This is a genomic window from Pseudomonas sp. KH_017 (assembly GCF_057840285.1).
The window spans coordinates 5,698,458-5,714,523 of the sequence record NZ_CM174509.1; the positions used below are offsets into that span (position 1 = coordinate 5,698,458).

13 protein-coding genes are annotated in these 16,066 nt (G+C 62.9%); 9 read left to right on the top strand and 4 right to left on the bottom strand.

Going from position 1 to position 16,066, the window contains the following annotated elements:
* Positions 1 to 127 precede the first annotated feature (127 nt).
* The 3 genes from AC3IT6_RS25970 to trxA all read left to right on the top strand — a co-directional run bounded on the left by AC3IT6_RS25970 (position 128) and on the right by trxA (position 2,312).
* Positions 128 to 592, top strand: a complete 465-nt coding sequence (locus tag AC3IT6_RS25970) for a YbaY family lipoprotein (protein WP_489353562.1) — start codon at positions 128 to 130, stop codon at positions 590 to 592.
* Positions 589 to 1,242, top strand: coding sequence for a class I SAM-dependent methyltransferase (locus AC3IT6_RS25975; protein WP_489353563.1), 654 nt, complete (start codon positions 589 to 591; stop codon positions 1,240 to 1,242). The genes AC3IT6_RS25970 and AC3IT6_RS25975 overlap by 4 nt, the downstream gene beginning before the upstream one ends.
* 197 nt (positions 1,243 to 1,439) lie before the next feature.
* On the top strand, positions 1,440 to 2,312 hold the full coding sequence (trxA, locus tag AC3IT6_RS25980) for a thioredoxin (protein ID WP_489353564.1): 873 nt from the start codon (positions 1,440 to 1,442) through the stop codon (positions 2,310 to 2,312).
* Between the two features lie 104 nt (positions 2,313 to 2,416).
* On the opposite strand, the gene AC3IT6_RS25985 is transcribed toward trxA, so the two are convergent.
* Positions 2,417 to 2,755: a hypothetical protein gene (locus tag AC3IT6_RS25985; protein WP_489353565.1), complete on the bottom strand. Its 339-nt coding sequence runs from the start codon at positions 2,753 to 2,755 to the stop codon at positions 2,417 to 2,419.
* 134 nt (positions 2,756 to 2,889) lie between these two features.
* Between AC3IT6_RS25985 and AC3IT6_RS25990 the strand changes: the two genes are divergently transcribed.
* The 5 genes from AC3IT6_RS25990 to AC3IT6_RS26010 all read left to right on the top strand — a co-directional run bounded on the left by AC3IT6_RS25990 (position 2,890) and on the right by AC3IT6_RS26010 (position 7,043).
* Positions 2,890 to 3,480: a DUF2796 domain-containing protein gene (locus AC3IT6_RS25990; RefSeq protein WP_489353566.1), complete on the top strand. Its 591-nt coding sequence runs from the start codon at positions 2,890 to 2,892 to the stop codon at positions 3,478 to 3,480.
* A gap of 134 nt (positions 3,481 to 3,614) precedes the next feature.
* Complete coding sequence (locus AC3IT6_RS25995; RefSeq protein ID WP_223457679.1) at positions 3,615 to 4,325, top strand: ABC transporter ATP-binding protein; 711 nt, start codon at positions 3,615 to 3,617, stop codon at positions 4,323 to 4,325.
* A gap of 1 nt (position 4,326) precedes the next feature.
* On the top strand, positions 4,327 to 5,592 hold the full coding sequence (locus AC3IT6_RS26000; RefSeq protein WP_489353567.1) for an ABC transporter permease: 1,266 nt from the start codon (positions 4,327 to 4,329) through the stop codon (positions 5,590 to 5,592).
* 11 nt (positions 5,593 to 5,603) lie between these two features.
* Complete coding sequence (locus tag AC3IT6_RS26005; protein ID WP_150755399.1) at positions 5,604 to 6,122, top strand: DUF3299 domain-containing protein; 519 nt, start codon at positions 5,604 to 5,606, stop codon at positions 6,120 to 6,122.
* A gap of 222 nt (positions 6,123 to 6,344) precedes the next feature.
* Positions 6,345 to 7,043: an OmpW/AlkL family protein gene (locus AC3IT6_RS26010; RefSeq protein ID WP_489353568.1), complete on the top strand. Its 699-nt coding sequence runs from the start codon at positions 6,345 to 6,347 to the stop codon at positions 7,041 to 7,043.
* Between the two features lie 199 nt (positions 7,044 to 7,242).
* Here AC3IT6_RS26010 and AC3IT6_RS26015 read toward each other — a convergent pair whose 3' ends face one another.
* Together AC3IT6_RS26015 and AC3IT6_RS26020 are read right to left on the bottom strand one after the other, a co-directional pair.
* Complete coding sequence (locus tag AC3IT6_RS26015) at positions 7,243 to 8,172, bottom strand: NAD-dependent epimerase/dehydratase family protein (RefSeq protein ID WP_489353569.1); 930 nt, start codon at positions 8,170 to 8,172, stop codon at positions 7,243 to 7,245.
* Complete coding sequence (locus tag AC3IT6_RS26020) at positions 8,165 to 9,049, bottom strand: sugar nucleotide-binding protein (protein ID WP_489353570.1); 885 nt, start codon at positions 9,047 to 9,049, stop codon at positions 8,165 to 8,167. The genes AC3IT6_RS26015 and AC3IT6_RS26020 overlap by 8 nt, the downstream gene beginning before the upstream one ends.
* A 305-nt stretch (positions 9,050 to 9,354) precedes the next feature.
* On the opposite strand from AC3IT6_RS26020, the gene AC3IT6_RS26025 reads away from it, so the two are divergent.
* Positions 9,355 to 13,662, top strand: a complete 4,308-nt coding sequence (locus tag AC3IT6_RS26025) for a DNA glycosylase AlkZ-like family protein (RefSeq protein ID WP_489353571.1) — start codon at positions 9,355 to 9,357, stop codon at positions 13,660 to 13,662.
* Positions 13,663 to 13,807: 145 nt separating this feature from the next.
* Here AC3IT6_RS26025 and AC3IT6_RS26030 read toward each other — a convergent pair whose 3' ends face one another.
* The gene (locus tag AC3IT6_RS26030) at positions 13,808 to 15,937 is read right to left on the bottom strand and encodes a mechanosensitive ion channel family protein (RefSeq protein WP_489353572.1); all 2,130 of its coding nucleotides are present in this window, start codon (positions 15,935 to 15,937) and stop codon (positions 13,808 to 13,810) included.
* Positions 15,938 to 16,066 lie beyond the last annotated feature (129 nt).

Here is a 16,066-nt window from a genome sequence, read left to right on the forward strand (position 1 = left end):
GGTGGCAGGCAACAAAAAAAGGGAGGGCCATGGTAGCGCATCCCGGTGGCAAGACAAGCCATAGGGTTTGCGGTATACAGACGGGATGATCACTTGATCCATGGAATTCAGCTTTATGGAGCCACCAATGTCGTTACGTCCGCTCATTTTGCTCAGTGTTTTCAGCCTGCTGGTGGCTTGCAGCAGCGATGCACCCAAGCCCCAGCCGCCAACGCCAGGCTCGGCGCCGCAGCAAGCGCAGAAGAAAGCCCGGGAGGCCGCTGAACTCGGCCCGCTGCCCGCCTATCAGCGTGAACTGAGCGGTACCTTGCAAGGCGTGCCGGCCGGTGCCGAAGTCGAACTGGCGCTGCTGGTGATCGACGATAAAGACCGCCCGCAACAATTGCTCGCCAGTTCCAGCCTGATCGGCAACAACCAGGTACTGCCGTTTCACCTGCGCTTCAATCCGCAATCCTTCCCGGCCGGGGCCCGTGTTGAACTGCGAGGCCGCGCCAGTCAGTCCGGGCAGTTGATCCTGCACTTGCCGTCGCGGCTGATTACCCAGCCGACCACCCAGGCCCTGGGCCAGCTGCAATTCGTCAAAGCCCCATGAGTGCACCGCTCGACCTGCAAAAGGCGTTGGGTGAACTGCTCGGTGATGCGCAATTGGTCGCCTGTGAGTTACCAGGGACCGACCTGAAGTTGTGGCTGATCGACGGCGACAACATGGACCGCGCCTTCAGCCCGGAAGAGACCCGGCGCATCCTGCATGAGCCGCCATACTGGAGTTTCTGCTGGGCCAGCGGCCTGGCCGTGGCCCGTTATCTGGCCGAAAACCCGCATTGGGTCGAAGGCAAGCGCGTGCTGGATTTCGGTGCCGGTTCCGGGGTGGCGGGGATTGCCGCTGCCAAGGCCGGCGCACTCGAAGTGCTGGCCTGCGACCTCGACCCGTTGGCGATTGCCGCGTGTCGGGCCAATGCCGAGCTCAATGATGTACAGCTCAATTACTCGACGGACTTTTTCGCCGAGGCTGATCGCTTCGATCTGATCCTGGTGGCGGATGTGCTGTACGACCGGGCCAACCTGCCGCTGCTCGACCAGTTCCTCAGCCGTGGCCGAGAGGCGCTGGTGGCGGATTCCCGAGTTCGGGACTTTCGCCATCCGTTGTACCGGCGCATAGAGATGCTGGAGGCGATGACCCTGCCGGATCTGGCCGAGCCCCACGAGTTTCGGCATGTGAGCCTGTACCACGCGCAGCGCTAGCTAAAAGCTTCGTCGGATCGCCGCCCGGAGCAAGCCCGCTCCCACAGGGAATTAATGAACGACATAGATCCAGTGTGGGAGCGGGCTTGCTCGCGAAGGCGCCCGGTCAGGCAATGCACCTCTCACAGCCACCCCGCTTCCGGCCGCCCCCCACCAAGCCGTATAGTTGCCCCATTCACGCTTTTACGAGATCCCCCATGAGTCAGGAAACGCCGTACATCTTCGACGCCACGACTGCCGATTTCGACCAGTCGGTGATCGAGAACTCTTTCCACAAGCCGGTGCTGGTGGATTTCTGGGCCGAATGGTGCGCGCCCTGCAAAGTGTTGATGCCGATGTTGCAGAGCATTGCCGAGAGCTATCAGGGTGAGTTGCTGCTGGCCAAGGTTAACTGTGACATCGAGCAAGACATCGTCGCCCGCTTCGGCATCCGCAGCCTGCCGACCGTGGTGCTGTTCAAGGACGGCCAGCCTGTCGACGGCTTTGCCGGTGCCCAGCCCGAATCCGCCGTGCGCGCCCTGCTCGAACCCCATGTACAGATGCCGCCACCGGCCGCTGCCGATCCGTTCGAACAGGCCCAGGCGCTGTTCGATGACAGCCGTTTTGCCGATGCCGAAGCGCTGCTCAAGGTGATCCTGGGTGAAGACAACACCAACGCCAAGGCGCTGATCCTGTACGCCCGCTGCCTGACCGAGCGCGGTGAACTGGGCGAAGCGCAAGCCGTGCTGGATGCGGTCAAGAGCGACGAGCACAAGGCCGCGCTGGCCGGCGCCAAGGCGCAGATCAAGTTTCTCGGTTTGGCCAAGGACCTGCCGGATGCCGCCGACCTGAAGGCCCGACTGGCGAAAGACCCGCTGGACGATGAGGCGGTCTATCAACTGGCGATCCAGCAACTGGCCCGTCAGCAGTACGATGCCGCGCTGGATGCATTGCTCAAGTTGTTCACCCGTAACCGCAGCTACAGCGAAGGCTTGCCGCACAAGACCTTGCTGCAGGTGTTCGAGTTGCTTGGCAACGATCATCCGCTGGTGAGCACGTACCGCCGCAAGTTGTTTGCCGCGCTGTACTAATTACGCCCTTGTAGGAGCGAGCTTGCTCGCGATGGACGCCAACGATAACGATGGCTAGCTGTATAACCGCGGCGCTCTGACATCTCTCGCGAGCAAGCTCGCTCCTACAACCAGCTGTAGATCGGCGTATCCCCGCCGCTCACCACTTTGACTTCCGGGCTGTGGCGCAAGCGAACCAACAAGCGCTTGCCCGCCGCCGCGCTACCGGTCAGCCCTTCGAGTTGATCAAGTAGCTCCGGCCCGCTCAATTGCCCGGCCTTGCGCAACAAATCCTTGGCGATCTGCCACAGCGCATCATCCTGATTCAGCGGTTTTGCCGCTGGCACGCTGACTGCGGATTTTTCCACCTGCAACTGCGCCCCTAGTCGCGCCCAGTCCGCGTCGTCCATCTCCAGGGTCAAATCCACCGGCCAGTCGCCGATGCTTCCGCGAATTCGCAACATAGGTCTGCTCCCGCACATTTCGTCCCTGCATGCTCCCATGGGACTTGTGCAACGCCAAGCAGGCAGTCAAACTCTGCGCACTTACGTTATAAGATTACATAACATTTTCTTCATTTTACTTCCGGAGACTCGCTATGCGTCGTCTGCTTCTCGCTCTGCCGTTTGCCATGTTGCCGCTGGCTGTCGCCCATGCCGCCGACGAACACGATCATGAGCATGGCAGCCTGGCCGCCCACGAACATGGCGTGGGACGCCTGAACGCTGCGCTGGACGGCAAGACCCTGGAGCTGGAGCTGGAAAGCCCGGCCATGAACCTGGTGGGTTTCGAGCACGTCGCCACCAGCGACGCAGACAAAGCCAAAGTCGCCGCCGCCCGCGCGCAACTTGAGCAACCACTGGCCCTGTTCAACCTGCCGAAAGCCGCCGGTTGCGTGGTGGAGAACCAGGAACTGGAAAGCCCATTGTTCGGCGACAATCCCGATGCCGACGATGATCACGATGAAGACGCCAAGGACGAAGACGGCCACGAACATCACCATGATCACAGCGAAATCCACGCTCGCTATCAGTTCACCTGCGCCACGCCGGCGGCCCTGAAGTCGCTGGACCTGGCGACTCTCTTCAATAGCTTCCCGGCGACCCAGAAAATTCAGGTACAACTGATCGGCCCGAGCGGGCAGCAAGGGGTTGATGTGACGGCCAAGGCTGCTGCCCTTAAATTCTGATCCGCCGCAAATCGAATGTGGGAGCGGGCTTGCTCGCGAAAGCGGCAGTCCATGCAACATCAATGTGACTGTAAAACCGCCTTCGCGAGCAAGCCCGCTCCCACAGGGTTCACCACCAACCAGACCGGTTTCACATGACCCAAGCACTCATCGAACTGTCCGACCTGGGCTTCAGCTGGCCCGGTCACCCGCCGCTGCTGGACATCCCGGCGTTTCGCCTGGAGCGCGGGGAAACCCTGTTCCTCAAAGGCCCCAGCGGCAGCGGCAAGACCACCCTGCTCGGCTTGCTCGGCGGCGTGCAAAAGCCTGATCGCGGCAGCATCCGCCTGCTCGGCCAGGAACTGACGCAACTTTCGGCCGGCGCCCGCGACCACTTCCGCGTCGATCACACCGGCTACATCTTTCAGCAGTTCAACCTGCTGCCGTTTCTGTCGGTGCGTGAAAACGTCGAACTGCCCTGCCACTTCTCCAGACTGCGCGCCGAACGGGCGAAACAACGCCACGGCAGCGTCGACAAAGCCGCCGCCACGCTCCTCGCCCACCTGGGATTGAAGGATGAAAACATCCTCGGTCGCCGTGCCGATTCGTTGTCCATCGGCCAGCAGCAACGAGTCGCCGCAGCCCGCGCGCTGATCGGTCAACCGGAACTGGTGATCGCCGACGAACCGACCTCGGCCCTCGATTACGACGCCCGCGAGAACTTCATTCGCCTGCTGTTCGCCGAGTGCCGCGAAGCCGGGTCGAGCCTGTTGTTCGTCAGCCACGACCAGAGCCTGGCGCCGCTATTCGACCACAACCTGTCGCTGGCCGAACTCAATCGCGCCGCCACCCCGTCCGAGGTCTGAGATGTATCTGTTTCGTCTAGCCATGGCCAGCCTGGCTAACCGCCGCTTCACCGCGATCCTCACCGCGTTCGCCATTGCCCTGTCGGTGTGCCTGTTGCTGGCGGTGGAGCGCGTGCGCACCGAAGCCAAGGCCAGTTTCGCCAGCACCATCAGCGGCACCGACCTGATCGTCGGCGCCCGCTCAGGCTCGGTGAACCTGTTGCTGTACTCGGTGTTCCGCATCGGCAACGCCACCAACAACATCCGCTGGGACAGCTTCGAACACTTCGCCAGCAACCCGAAAGTGAAGTGGGCGATCCCGATGTCCCTCGGCGATTCCCATCGCGGCTACCGGGTGATGGGCACCACCGAGGCCTACTTCGAGCATTATCAGTACGGTCGCCAGCAACACCTGCAACTGAGCGATGGCCGCGCCTTCGAATCCGACCCGTTCGAAGTGGTGCTCGGTGCCGAAGTGGCCGATGCGCTGCACTACAAACTCGGCGACAAACTGGTGCTGGCCCACGGCGTGGCGGCGATCAGCCTGGTCAAGCACGACGACAAACCGTTCACCGTGGTCGGCATTCTCAAGCGCACCGGCACGCCGGTGGACCGCACGCTGCACATCAGCCTCGGTGGCATGGAAGCGATTCACATCGACTGGCATAACGGTGTGCCGGCCCGGGGCGAGGGGCGCATCACGGCCGATCAGGCGCGCAACATGGACCTCACGCCGCAAGCGATCACCGCGTTCATGCTCGGCCTCAACAACAAGATTTCGACCTTTGCCCTGCAACGGGAAATCAACGAATTCCGTGGTGAGCCGATGCTGGCGATCCTGCCGGGCGTGGCGTTGCAAGAGTTGTGGAGCCTGATGGGTACTGCGGAAAAAGCCTTGTTCGTGGTCTCGCTGTTTGTGGTGCTGACCGGATTGATCGGCATGCTCACGGCGATTCTCACCAGCCTCAACGAACGCCGCCGGGAGATGGCGATCCTGCGTTCGGTGGGCGCACGCCCCTGGCACATCGCGACGCTGTTGGTGCTCGAGGCCTTTGCCCTGGCGCTATCGGGTGTGATCGCCGGCGTGGCGTTGCTGTATGTGTGCATCGCCGCGGCCCAGGGTTATGTGCAAGCCAACTACGGCCTGTTCCTGCCGCTGTCCTGGCCGAGCGAGTATGAATGGACGCTGCTCGGTGGCATCCTGATCGCCGCGCTGCTGATGGGCAGCGTGCCGGCCTGGCGCGCCTATCGCCAATCCCTGGCCGATGGCCTGTCGATCCGTTTATGAGGACGTTGAAAATGCCCCGCGCTGTACTTGCGCTGTTGATGCTGGTCGCCCTGCCCCTGTGGGCGGCCCAGCCAAAGGACCTGACCTGGTCGGAGATGATCCCGCCCGACGCGCCGAAAGAAGTGCCGAACATGACGCCGCTGCACGATCTGTCGCAGATGAGCAGCACGCTCTCGGCAGAGTCGGCACCAGCAGCCAGACAGGACATGCCCAACGCACCGGTGGTCAAGACCCTCGACGGCCAGAACATTCGCCTGCCGGGCTACATCGTGCCGCTGGAAGTGAGCGAGGAAGGACGCACCACCGAGTTTCTGCTGGTGCCGTATTTCGGCGCCTGCATCCATGTACCGCCACCGCCGTCGAACCAGATCGTGCACGTCAAAAGCGAAGTCGGCGTGAAGCTCGACGAGTTGTATCAGCCTTACTGGATCGAAGGCGCATTGCAGGTCAAGGCGTCCACCAGCGAGTTGGCGGATGCCGGGTATCAGATGGAGGCGGACAAGATTTATCTGTATGAGTTGCCGGAGTGAATCCGGCAGACTTGTGTTGTCAGATCTATCGCCTTCGCGAGCAAGCCCGCTCCCACAGGGGAAACGCATTCCAATGTGGGAGCGGGCTTGCTCGCGAAGGGGCCATCAAAAACACCACAAAAATCACTCCCGTCCCACTTTCATTGAGCTGCATCAAAAGACCGAATAGTTAGCCGGCTTACCATTGGACATCGAACATTTTTAACGTCCTTTGGAGCCCCCATGAACAAGTCCATGCTCAGCGCTTCGCTGGTTGCCCTCGCGCTCGCAGCCCCGCTCGCCCACGCCTTTGAGGCCGGCGACATCCTCATTCGCGCTGGTGCAATCACCGTCAACCCGAAAGCCGACAGCTCCAGCGTCAAGGTTGATCAAGGCCCGCTGGCCGGTGCCGACCTGGGTGGCAAGGCGACCATGAGCAGCGACACGCAACTGGGCTTGAACTTCGCCTACATGCTCACCAACCACCTGGGTATCGAGCTGCTGGCGGCCACACCGTTCGAGCATGACGTGAAACTCAAAGGCACGGCCCTGAGCGCGGCCAACGGCAAACTCGGCACCCTCAAGCACCTGCCGCCGACCTTGAGCCTGGTGTACTACCCGCTGGATCCGAAGTCGGCCTTCCAGCCGTACGTCGGCGGCGGCATCAACTACACCTATATCTACGACGAACACGTTGGCAGCCAGGCGCAGTCCGCCGGTTTCAGCAACTTCAAGGCGGAAAACTCCTGGGGCCTGGCGTGGCAGGTCGGTGCTGACTACATGCTGACCGACAACGTCTTGATCAACGCCCAGGTGCGCTACATCGACATCGATACCCGCGCCACCGTCGAGAACAACTCGATTGCCCCAGGTACCCGGGCACGTGTGGATGTAGATGTAGACCCGTTCATCTACATGGTGGGCCTGGGTTACAAGTTCTAAAGAACGTTCACGTGGTGGTGAATGAGGCTTGGTGGCGAACAGACTAAATACTGACGGCGACTGCTTCGCAGTCGAACGGGGTGGGGCGGCGATCCGACAAGCCCCCTCGCCACAGGGAATCTACCTGCATCAGGTAAATTCCGGCCGTGAAAAAGGCGCCTGTAAAAAGGCGCCTTTTTCATGTCCGCAGGGCAGCGATCTATCGCCCCAGCAACCGCGCCAGCCCCTCGCGCATCGGGGTCTGCTCAGTGGTACTGAAGCGTTCCAACAGACGCCGGTTGTTCGCCCGGGAATGACGAATGTCACCGGAACGCGCCGGGCCGTAGCTCACCGGTGGCAGCTTGCCGACCACGGCTTCGAGCGCTTCGAGCATTTGCTTGAGGGTCGTCGCCTGGTTCCAGCCAACGTTGACCGCACCGTCTTCGACCCTGGGCTTCTCGATGGCCTGCACCAGCAAGTCGACCAGGTCTTCGACGTAGACAAAATCCCGGGTCTGCTCGCCATCGCCGAACACCGTGATCGGTAAACCCTTCAGTGCGCGCTCGCTGAATATGCTGATCACCCCGGAGTATGGCGAGGACGGATCCTGGCGCGGGCCGAAGATGTTGAAGAAGCGAAAAATCACCGGCTCCAGCGCATGCTGGCGGCGGTAGAAGTCGAAGTAATGCTCGCTGGCCAGTTTGTCCACCGCATAAGGCGTCAGGGGCGCCTTGGGCGTGTCTTCGTCGATCGACTCACCTTCGCCATTGTTGCCATACACCGCCGCACTGGAGGCAAACAGCACGCGTTTGACCCCGCTCTGGCGCATGGCCTCGCAGACGTTCAGCGTGCCGATGAAGTTGCTCTGGTGCGTGCGCACCGGATCGTCCACCGAGGCCTGCACCGAAGCCACAGCGGCCAGGTGTGCCACAGCACTGCATCCGGCCATCGCCTGGGCGACCAAAGCCACATCGGCCACGTCGCCTACGATCAGTTCGACCCTGGGATTGTCCAGCGGCAGATTGCTGCGCTTGCCGGTGGACAGGTCATCTAGAATCCGCACCGCATGGCCCTTGGCAAGCAGGGCGTCAGTCAGGTGTGAACCAATGAAACCGGCACCACCGGTGATCAAAACGGGGCCGTCAGCCATGGCGATAGAACCTGTCCAGTAGACCGGGAAGCGCCGCACGCCAGGCGCGCGGCTTGATCCCGAAGGTGTGCAGAATTTTCTTGCACGCCAGTACCGCGTGTTGCGGTTCTTCGGCGGCATCCGGACGCGCGGCGTGGGCCTGGGCGGTCGGGGCTTCGATGGCCAGCGGATGCAGGCTGCGGGCTTCGGTCAGAATAGCCTGCCCCAGCGCCAGCGGCGTAGTCGCCTCATGCCCGGCGTAGTGGTAGGTACCCCACAGCGGCGCGGCGCAATCGAGTTGCTTGAGCACTGAAATGATCACGCGGGCGGCATCGTCGACCGGCGTCGGATTACCGCGCCGGTCGTCGGCCATCAGCAGTTCTTCGGGTTGTTCGGCACGGGCAAGGAAGCGGCCAAGGGTGCCATCCGGGCTATCGTCCAACAGCCAGCCGAAACGCAGCAGCACGTGTTGCGGGCAGGTGGCGCGCACGCTTTGCTCGATCCGCCACAAGGCCTGACCACGCAAGCCCAATGGCACCGGTTCGTCTTTTTCGCTGTAGGCCGTGGCGCGGGAGCCGTCGAACACGCGATAGCTGGAAGGTTGCAGCAGGACGATGTTGTGGTGCTGGCACAGTTCCGCCAGTCGCTCGATCGCGCGCTCCTGGCCGGCCAGGCGCGATTCGCTCACCGCCTCTGCCTGAAACCAGTCGAAGTAGTAGGCAAGGTTGATCAATGCATCGGGACGGGTGTCGTCGAGCAGTTGTGTCAGGCTCGCGGCATCCCAGCCGTCTTCGGGCGGGCGGGGAGCGAGGAAACCGATGTCTTCCTCCGCACCGAGGCGAATCAGCGCCTGCCCAAGGGCATTTCCGCCGCCCAGTAACATAAGGCGCATTCGCATAGAGTCAGCAGGCCCAGTCTGATTGAAACGATGGCTTTATCGACACCGCGCCCTGGCGATGTCGTTGATAATTGCCGGAATCGTTGCATTTTGCGGGTTTAGTGCGCAACCGTCACCCGTAAAGTGTAGATGTCCGGGATTTGTGGTGCTGCCTCTGGCCTCTTCGCGGGCAAGCCCGCTCCCACAATGGTTTTGTGTAAAGCGCCCCCTGTGGGAGCGAGCTTGCTCGCGATGGGGTCCTGAAAGGCGGTGAAGATCTTGAGTGGTACTTGCATCTTCGGCCCCTCACCCGCATAAATTGCTGCATGAACCTGCCCATCCCCGCAGACAGTGCCCTGAGCGGCTTCCACCCTGCCGTCAGCGCCTGGTTCGGCCACACGTTCCCGTCGGTCACCGCCGCCCAGGCCCGGGCGTGGCCGTTGATCCGCCAGCGTCGCTCGACCCTGGTCGCCGCGCCCACCGGTTCCGGCAAGACCCTCACCGCCTTTCTCGCCGTCATCGACGACCTGGTGCACCGTGGCCTGGAAAGCCCCGAAGGCTTGCCCGACGCCACCCTGGTGGTCTACGTCTCGCCGCTCAAGGCGCTGTCCAACGATATCCAGATCAACCTGCAAAACCCGCTGGCCGGCATTACCGAGCAATTGCGCGTGATGGGCCTGCCCGAATTGCAGATCAGCACCGCCGTGCGCACCGGCGATACACCGCAAAAAGACCGATCGGCAATGCGCAAAACGGCGCCGCACATTCTGGTGACCACGCCGGAATCCCTGTATGTGCTGCTCGGTTCCGACTCGGGCCGGCAGATGCTCGGTACCGCACAAACGGTGATCGTCGACGAGATCCACGCCATGGCCGCCAGCAAACGCGGCAGCCACCTGGCACTGAGTCTTGAACGCCTGCAAGCACTCTGCCCGGAGCCGCTGCTGCGCATCGGTCTGTCTGCCACGCAAAAACCCATCGAGGCAGTCTCGCGTTTTCTGGTGGGCCGCGATCGCCCGTGCGAGATCGTCGACATCGGCCACGCCCGTCCCCGCGACCTGGGCATCGAAGTGCCGTCCGTGCCGCTATCGGCCGTGATGGCCAACGATGTCTGGGAGCTGGTGTACGACCGCCTCGCCGCCCTCGCCCGCGAGCACCGGACCACGCTGATTTTCGTCAACACCCGGCGCCTGGCCGAACGCCTGAGCCGGCACCTGAGCGAGCGCCTGGGCAAGGATGCCGTGGCGGCCCACCACGGCAGCCTGGCCAAGGAATTTCGCCTGGATGCCGAACAGCGACTCAAGCGCGGCGACCTGCAAGTGCTGATCGCCACCGCGTCGCTGGAACTGGGGATCGACATCGGCGACGTCGACCTGGTGTGCCAGATCGCCTCGCCACGCTCGATTGCCGGGTTTCTGCAACGGGTCGGCCGCTCCGGGCACCAGGTCGGCGGCACGCCCAAGGGCCGTTTGTTCGCCACCACCCGCGACGACCTGATCGAATGCGCCGCGCTGCTCGACTGTGTGCGCCGGGGCGAACTCGATACCTTGCTGATCCCGCAAGCGCCGCTGGACGTGCTGGCGCAGCAGATCATCGCCGAGGTCAGTTGTCAGGAATGGCCGGAGCAAGCGCTGCTGGAGATGCTGCGCCGCGCCTCGCCCTACGCCGCACTCGACGACAAACACTATCAGGCGCTGCTGCACATGCTCGCCGAGGGTTACAACGGCCGTCAGGGCATCCGTAGCGCCTACCTGCACCGCGACGCCGTGAGCCGCACCCTGCGCGGCCGCCGGGGCGCGAAACTGACGGCGGTCACCAGTGGCGGGACCATTCCGGACAACGCCGACTACAGCGTGCTGCTGGAGCCTCAAGGGCTGAACATCGGTACCATCAACGAAGACTTCGCGGTGGAAAGCATTGCCGGGGATGTCTTCCAGTTGGGCAACACGTCCTATCGGATCCTGCGGGTGGAAACCGGCAAAGTCCGGGTCGAGGATGCCCAGGGCCAGCCGCCGACCATTCCATTCTGGCTCGGTGAAGCGCCGGGGCGCAGTGCCGAATTGTCCTCGGCGGTGGCGCGCTTGCAGGCACAACTCGACGACCTGCTGGGGGCTGCGCCAGGCAACTTGCAACCAGCGCTCGACTGGCTGACCGGAACCCTGGGCCTGAACCTCGCCAGTGCCGAACAACTGGTGGACTACCTGGCCCGCGCGCGGCAAACGCTGGGAGCCCTGCCATCGCAAGACACGCTGCTGATGGAACGCTTTTTCGACGAGTCCGGCGGCACCCAACTGGTCATTCACACGCCGTTCGGCAGCCGCATCAACCGCGCTTGGGGCCTGGCCCTGCGCAAGCGTTTCTGCCGCACCTTCAACTTTGAATTGCAGGCCGCCGCCAGCGAAGACGCCATCGTGCTGTCGCTGTCCACCAGCCACAGTTTTGAACTGGACGACGTCTGGCGCTACCTGCACAGCAACAGTGCCGAACACATCCTGATTCAAGCCGTGCTCGACGCGCCGCTGTTCGGCGTGCGCTGGCGCTGGAATGCCGGCGTGGCCCTTGCCCTACCGCGCTACAGCGGCGGGCGCAAAGTCCCGCCGCAGATCCAGCGGATGAAAAGCGAAGACCTGATCGCCAGCGTGTTTCCCGATCAGATCGCCTGCGTGGAAAACCTCGCCGGCGAACGGGAGATTCCCGACCATCCGCTGGTGGAACAGACCCTCAACGATTGCCTGCACGAAGCCATGGACACCGAAGGCTGGCTGGCCTTGTTACGGCGCATGGAGCGTGGCGACATTCGCCTGATCAGCCGCGACTTGCCGGCGCCTTCGCCGCTGGCGGCGGAAATACTCAGCGCCCGGCCCTATACCTTTCTCGACGATGCACCGCTGGAGGAACGTAGAACCCAGGCAGTGCTCAACCGCCGCTGGAGCGACCCGCAATCCACCGACGATCTCGGTGCGCTGGACGCCGAGGCGATTGCCGCCGTGCGCGACGAAGCCTGGCCGGCGCCCTCCGGTGTCGATGAAATGCACGAGGCCTTGATGAGCCTGGCGTGCATCACCGATGCCGAGGCCGGCGCCAATCTGCAGTGGCTCGACTGGCTCACGACCCTGGCCGACAGTGGACGCGCGAGCCGTTTGCGGATCAACGCCGGGCAATCGCTGTGGCTGGCACTGGAACGCCTGACCTGCCTGCGGGCGATCTATCCACAGGCCGAATTGACGCCACCGCTACAAGTGCTGCCGGATTTCGACGAGGTCTGGGAACCCGACGACGCCATCCTCGAACTGATCCGCGCGCGGCTCAGCGCCTTCGGGCCGCTGGCGCTCGATCGTATTGCCGAACCGCTCGGCTTGCCCGCTGTACAGGTCAACCAGGCCCTTGCGCAACTGGAACGCGAAGGCTACGTGCTGCGCGGTCGCTTCACCCCGGGCACCATTCAGGAAGAATGGTGCGAGCGGCATTTGCTGGCGCGGATTCACCGCTATACGGTCAAGCGCCTGCGCCGGGAAATCGAACCGGTGGCGTTGCAGGATTTCATGCGATTCCTGTTCGACTGGCAGCATGTGTCGAGCGCAAGCCAGGGTCAGGGTGCGGCGGTTTTGCCGGCCGTTATTGCGCAATTCGAAGGCTACCCCGCCGCCGCTTCAGCCTGGGACAGCGACATTCTGCCAGCGCGGATCAAGGACTACTCGGCGACCTGGCTCGATGAACTGTGCCGCAGCGGCAGACTGGTGTGGACGCGTCTGACTGCGCACAACAAAAGCGCCAGCACCGCGCTGCGCAGCACGCCGATTGTGTTGCTGCCGCGCAACCGGGTCGGCCTCTGGAGTGGCTTGACCGAACAGACGCCGGTCAGCGAACTCTCGCCGAAAACGCAAAAGGTCCACGCCGCCCTCAGCCAGCATGGCGCGCTGTTTTTCGATGAGCTGATCCATGAGGCCCACCTGCTGCGTTCGGAGCTGGAAATCGCCCTGCAGGAACTGGTGGGCGCGGGGTTGGTGAACGCCGACAGCTTCGCCGGATTGCGCGCACTGATCACCCCGGCCAGCAAGCGCCAGCCACGCAACAGTCGGCGTGGACGTGGGGCATTCATCGGTGGCATGGACGACGCCGGGCGCTGGGCCCTGTTGCGACGCGCACCGGCCGCGCCGGTGGTGCAAAACCAGCGGACGCCTGCCGAAACCCTTGAACACATCGCCATGACCTTGCTGCGCCGCTACGGCGTGGTGTTCTGGCGCTTGCTGGAGCGTGAGGCGGACTGGTTGCCGAACTGGCGCGAACTGCTGCGCACTTTCCATCGCCTGGAGGCACGCGGCGAGATTCGCGGCGGGCGGTTTGTCAGTGGCCTGGCGGGCGAGCAATTCGCCCTGCCCGAGGCGATTCCATTGCTGCGGGAGGTGCGACGTCGGCCCCATGACGGCAGCCTGGTCGCGGTGTGCGGGGTTGATCCGCTGAACCTCGCCGGCACGCTATTGCCCGGCACGAAAGTCCCGGCACTGGCGAGCAATCGCTTGGTGTATCGCGATGGATTGCCGGTGGCTGCCGAGATTGCTGGCAAGCAGCAGTTCTGGGGGGAGTTGGATCAGCAACTCCGTGCCGAAGTGCACAACAAACTGATCCGGCACTGAAGGTGTCTTGTCTGGCGCCTTCGCGAGCAAGCCCGCTCCCACATTGGATCTATGTCCGGACACAGATTGGTGTTCCAACACAAAACCCTGTGGGAGCGGGCTTGCTCGCGATGGGGCCATTACAGCCACCAAAAATCTCTCAGACTTACTGAGACCGCGGCCGATCCGGCATCAGCACCGCCGAATGGTCCGGCTCATGCCCTGTCTCGGCTGGCGCTTCGACCGGATGCCTCGGCACCAGCGCCTGCTGTGGATAAGTCTGCGCGAAGTTCACCCACGGGCAGTTATCCACAAGCTTTTTCAAACGCTGGTTGAAAGCCCGGCTCACCGCGTATTGACCACCGGACACCGTGCGGAATTGCGCGGTCAGCACCACACCGTTGAGATCCATCTTGTCGACGCCAAACACATCCAGCGGTCCTTGCAGGTTGTAACGCAGGAACGGGTCGTTGCTGATGGAATGCCCGGCCTCGCGGATCAGTTCGATGGCCTTGTCGACATCGGTGTCGTAGGTGAATTGCACCGAGAAAAACGCATAGGCGAATTGCCGCGATTGGTTGGTCACGGCCTTGATCTGCCCGAACGGCACCGAGTGCACGAAGCCCTTGCCGTCGCGCAGGCGCAAGGTGCGGATGGTCAGGCCTTCGACCGTGCCGGCATGCCCGGAATCGAGCACCACCCAGTCACCGATGGACAGGGTGTCTTCGATGATGATGAACAGCCCGGTGATCACGTCCTGCACCAGTTGCTGGGAGCCGAAACCGATCGCCAGGCCGATGACCCCGGCACCGGCCAGGAACGGCGCGACGTTGATCCCCAGATTGGCCATGGTGGTGATCGCACAAATCACCACCAGGATGATTTTGATCGCGTTGCGCAGCAGCGGCAGGATGGTTTTCACCCGCGTACTCGGCTGGCGCGCCGAGCGCTTGTTGGTCGGCGGTTTCAGGGCTTCCTGAATCGCCGTGTCGAGCACCACCCAGACCATCCAGGTCACCAGCAGGATCAAACCGATGTGGCCCAGGGAATCACTGATCGCCCGGCCCACGGCATTGGTCACTGCGAATTCGAACAGCGACACGCCCCAGATCCGCCCGAGGATATCGATGAACACGATGGCCATGCCGATACGCAGCAAGGCGTGGGACAAATTGAGAAAGCGTTCCTTGTAGGCGCTGCTGCGGCGCAGGTCCGCTTCGCTGCGGGCCTTGAACAAATGGTGCAGCGTGGTGCTGAGAAACACCGTGGCAATCAGCAACACCGTGGTGAACAAGGCGCTGCGCAGCACTCTCTGGTTGTCCGCCCCGGCGCCGATCAGGTTGATGATCGAAACCAGTACCATCAACAGAATCGGCCAATACCAGAGCCCGGAAAATATCCGCAGGGTTTCACGCAGCGCCGGCTGCCTGAGGCGCTGGGCCAGCGGCAGGATGCGGATCACCTGGGCGACCGGGCGGCGCATGCGGATCACCAGCAAGCCGAAGGACATCGACGCTGCCAACCCGGTGAACACGGCGATGCTGCTGGTGAGATTGTTGCCCAGTTGATGGGCGATCTGCGGGCTGGTCAGGGCGTCGCTCAAGGCCACCAGAAAGCCGATAACGAACAACGGTCGGGGACTCTTCTCACGGATGATCTGCACCGCCCGCCGCTTGTGCCCGGTATTGAACACCACCACCAGCGACAGCACCAATGACGCGGCAAAGATCCCCGCGCTGGCGGCATATGCCAGACACAGCGCCAGCGCCCGTCCCGCCGATATCGGCAAAAACTGGCTGGCATAAATCGTCAACGGCAGACTGATCACCGCCGCAAGGGTGTAGGGCAGCACGTAACCGAGCAACGCCTGGCCTCGTTCACGACTGAGCAGCAGACGATGCTCGCACAGGCGCCTGGCGGCCATCCGCCCGAGCAGCCAAAGGCAGGCAAACACCACCGACCACACACAGGTCAGCAGCAGGAAATCGCCGGCGACGCTCCAGGGCGAGCGGGCCGATGGCTGATTGACCAACTGATCCACTTCATCGGCCGCACGGTCGGCACGCAGGCGCCAGACGTCGACGAGGTTTTCGTTGAGATCGAGTTTGGTCTGGACCTCGTCGATGCTCGAACTGATGGCCCCCAATAATCCGCCTTGCACCAGCGGTTCGGGGTGGGCCAGCGGCGTCGCAGCATTCGCGGTGGCCGGCAGCCCCGGTATCGCGGCGGCTTCCAGTTGCTCGCTGCCCACAAACAGCAACGCTCCCAGCAGTATCGCGGTCTTGAGCCTGATCAAAGCACCCGCTCCTTTGGTTGTGTCTGTATGGAACTGATCGAGAAATGCCGGGCAAGTTCGGATATTGCCCCTCGCCACAGACTAACACCCGCGCTCGCGATCTTTGCGCTCAAGGCAAATATCAAATGT

What these genes read in the sequence shown, in the direction of transcription:
- AC3IT6_RS25975 (WP_489353563.1), top strand. Translation starts at nt 589, where the DNA reads ATGAGTGCACCGCTCGACCTGCAAAAGGCGTTGGGTGAACTGCTCGGT.
- AC3IT6_RS26005 (WP_150755399.1), top strand. Translation starts at nt 5,604, where the DNA reads ATGCCCCGCGCTGTACTTGCGCTGTTGATGCTGGTCGCCCTGCCCCTG.
- AC3IT6_RS25990 (WP_489353566.1), top strand. Translation starts at nt 2,890, where the DNA reads ATGCGTCGTCTGCTTCTCGCTCTGCCGTTTGCCATGTTGCCGCTGGCT.
- AC3IT6_RS25970 (WP_489353562.1), top strand. Translation starts at nt 128, where the DNA reads ATGTCGTTACGTCCGCTCATTTTGCTCAGTGTTTTCAGCCTGCTGGTG.
- AC3IT6_RS25995 (WP_223457679.1), top strand. Translation starts at nt 3,615, where the DNA reads ATGACCCAAGCACTCATCGAACTGTCCGACCTGGGCTTCAGCTGGCCC.
- AC3IT6_RS26010 (WP_489353568.1), top strand. Translation starts at nt 6,345, where the DNA reads ATGAACAAGTCCATGCTCAGCGCTTCGCTGGTTGCCCTCGCGCTCGCA.
- AC3IT6_RS26020 (WP_489353570.1), bottom strand. Translation starts at nt 9,049, where the DNA reads ATGCGAATGCGCCTTATGTTACTGGGCGGCGGAAATGCCCTTGGGCAG.
- AC3IT6_RS26025 (WP_489353571.1), top strand. Translation starts at nt 9,355, where the DNA reads ATGAACCTGCCCATCCCCGCAGACAGTGCCCTGAGCGGCTTCCACCCT.
- AC3IT6_RS26015 (WP_489353569.1), bottom strand. Translation starts at nt 8,172, where the DNA reads ATGGCTGACGGCCCCGTTTTGATCACCGGTGGTGCCGGTTTCATTGGT.
- AC3IT6_RS25985 (WP_489353565.1), bottom strand. Translation starts at nt 2,755, where the DNA reads ATGTTGCGAATTCGCGGAAGCATCGGCGACTGGCCGGTGGATTTGACC.
- trxA (WP_489353564.1), top strand. Translation starts at nt 1,440, where the DNA reads ATGAGTCAGGAAACGCCGTACATCTTCGACGCCACGACTGCCGATTTC.
- AC3IT6_RS26000 (WP_489353567.1), top strand. Translation starts at nt 4,327, where the DNA reads ATGTATCTGTTTCGTCTAGCCATGGCCAGCCTGGCTAACCGCCGCTTC.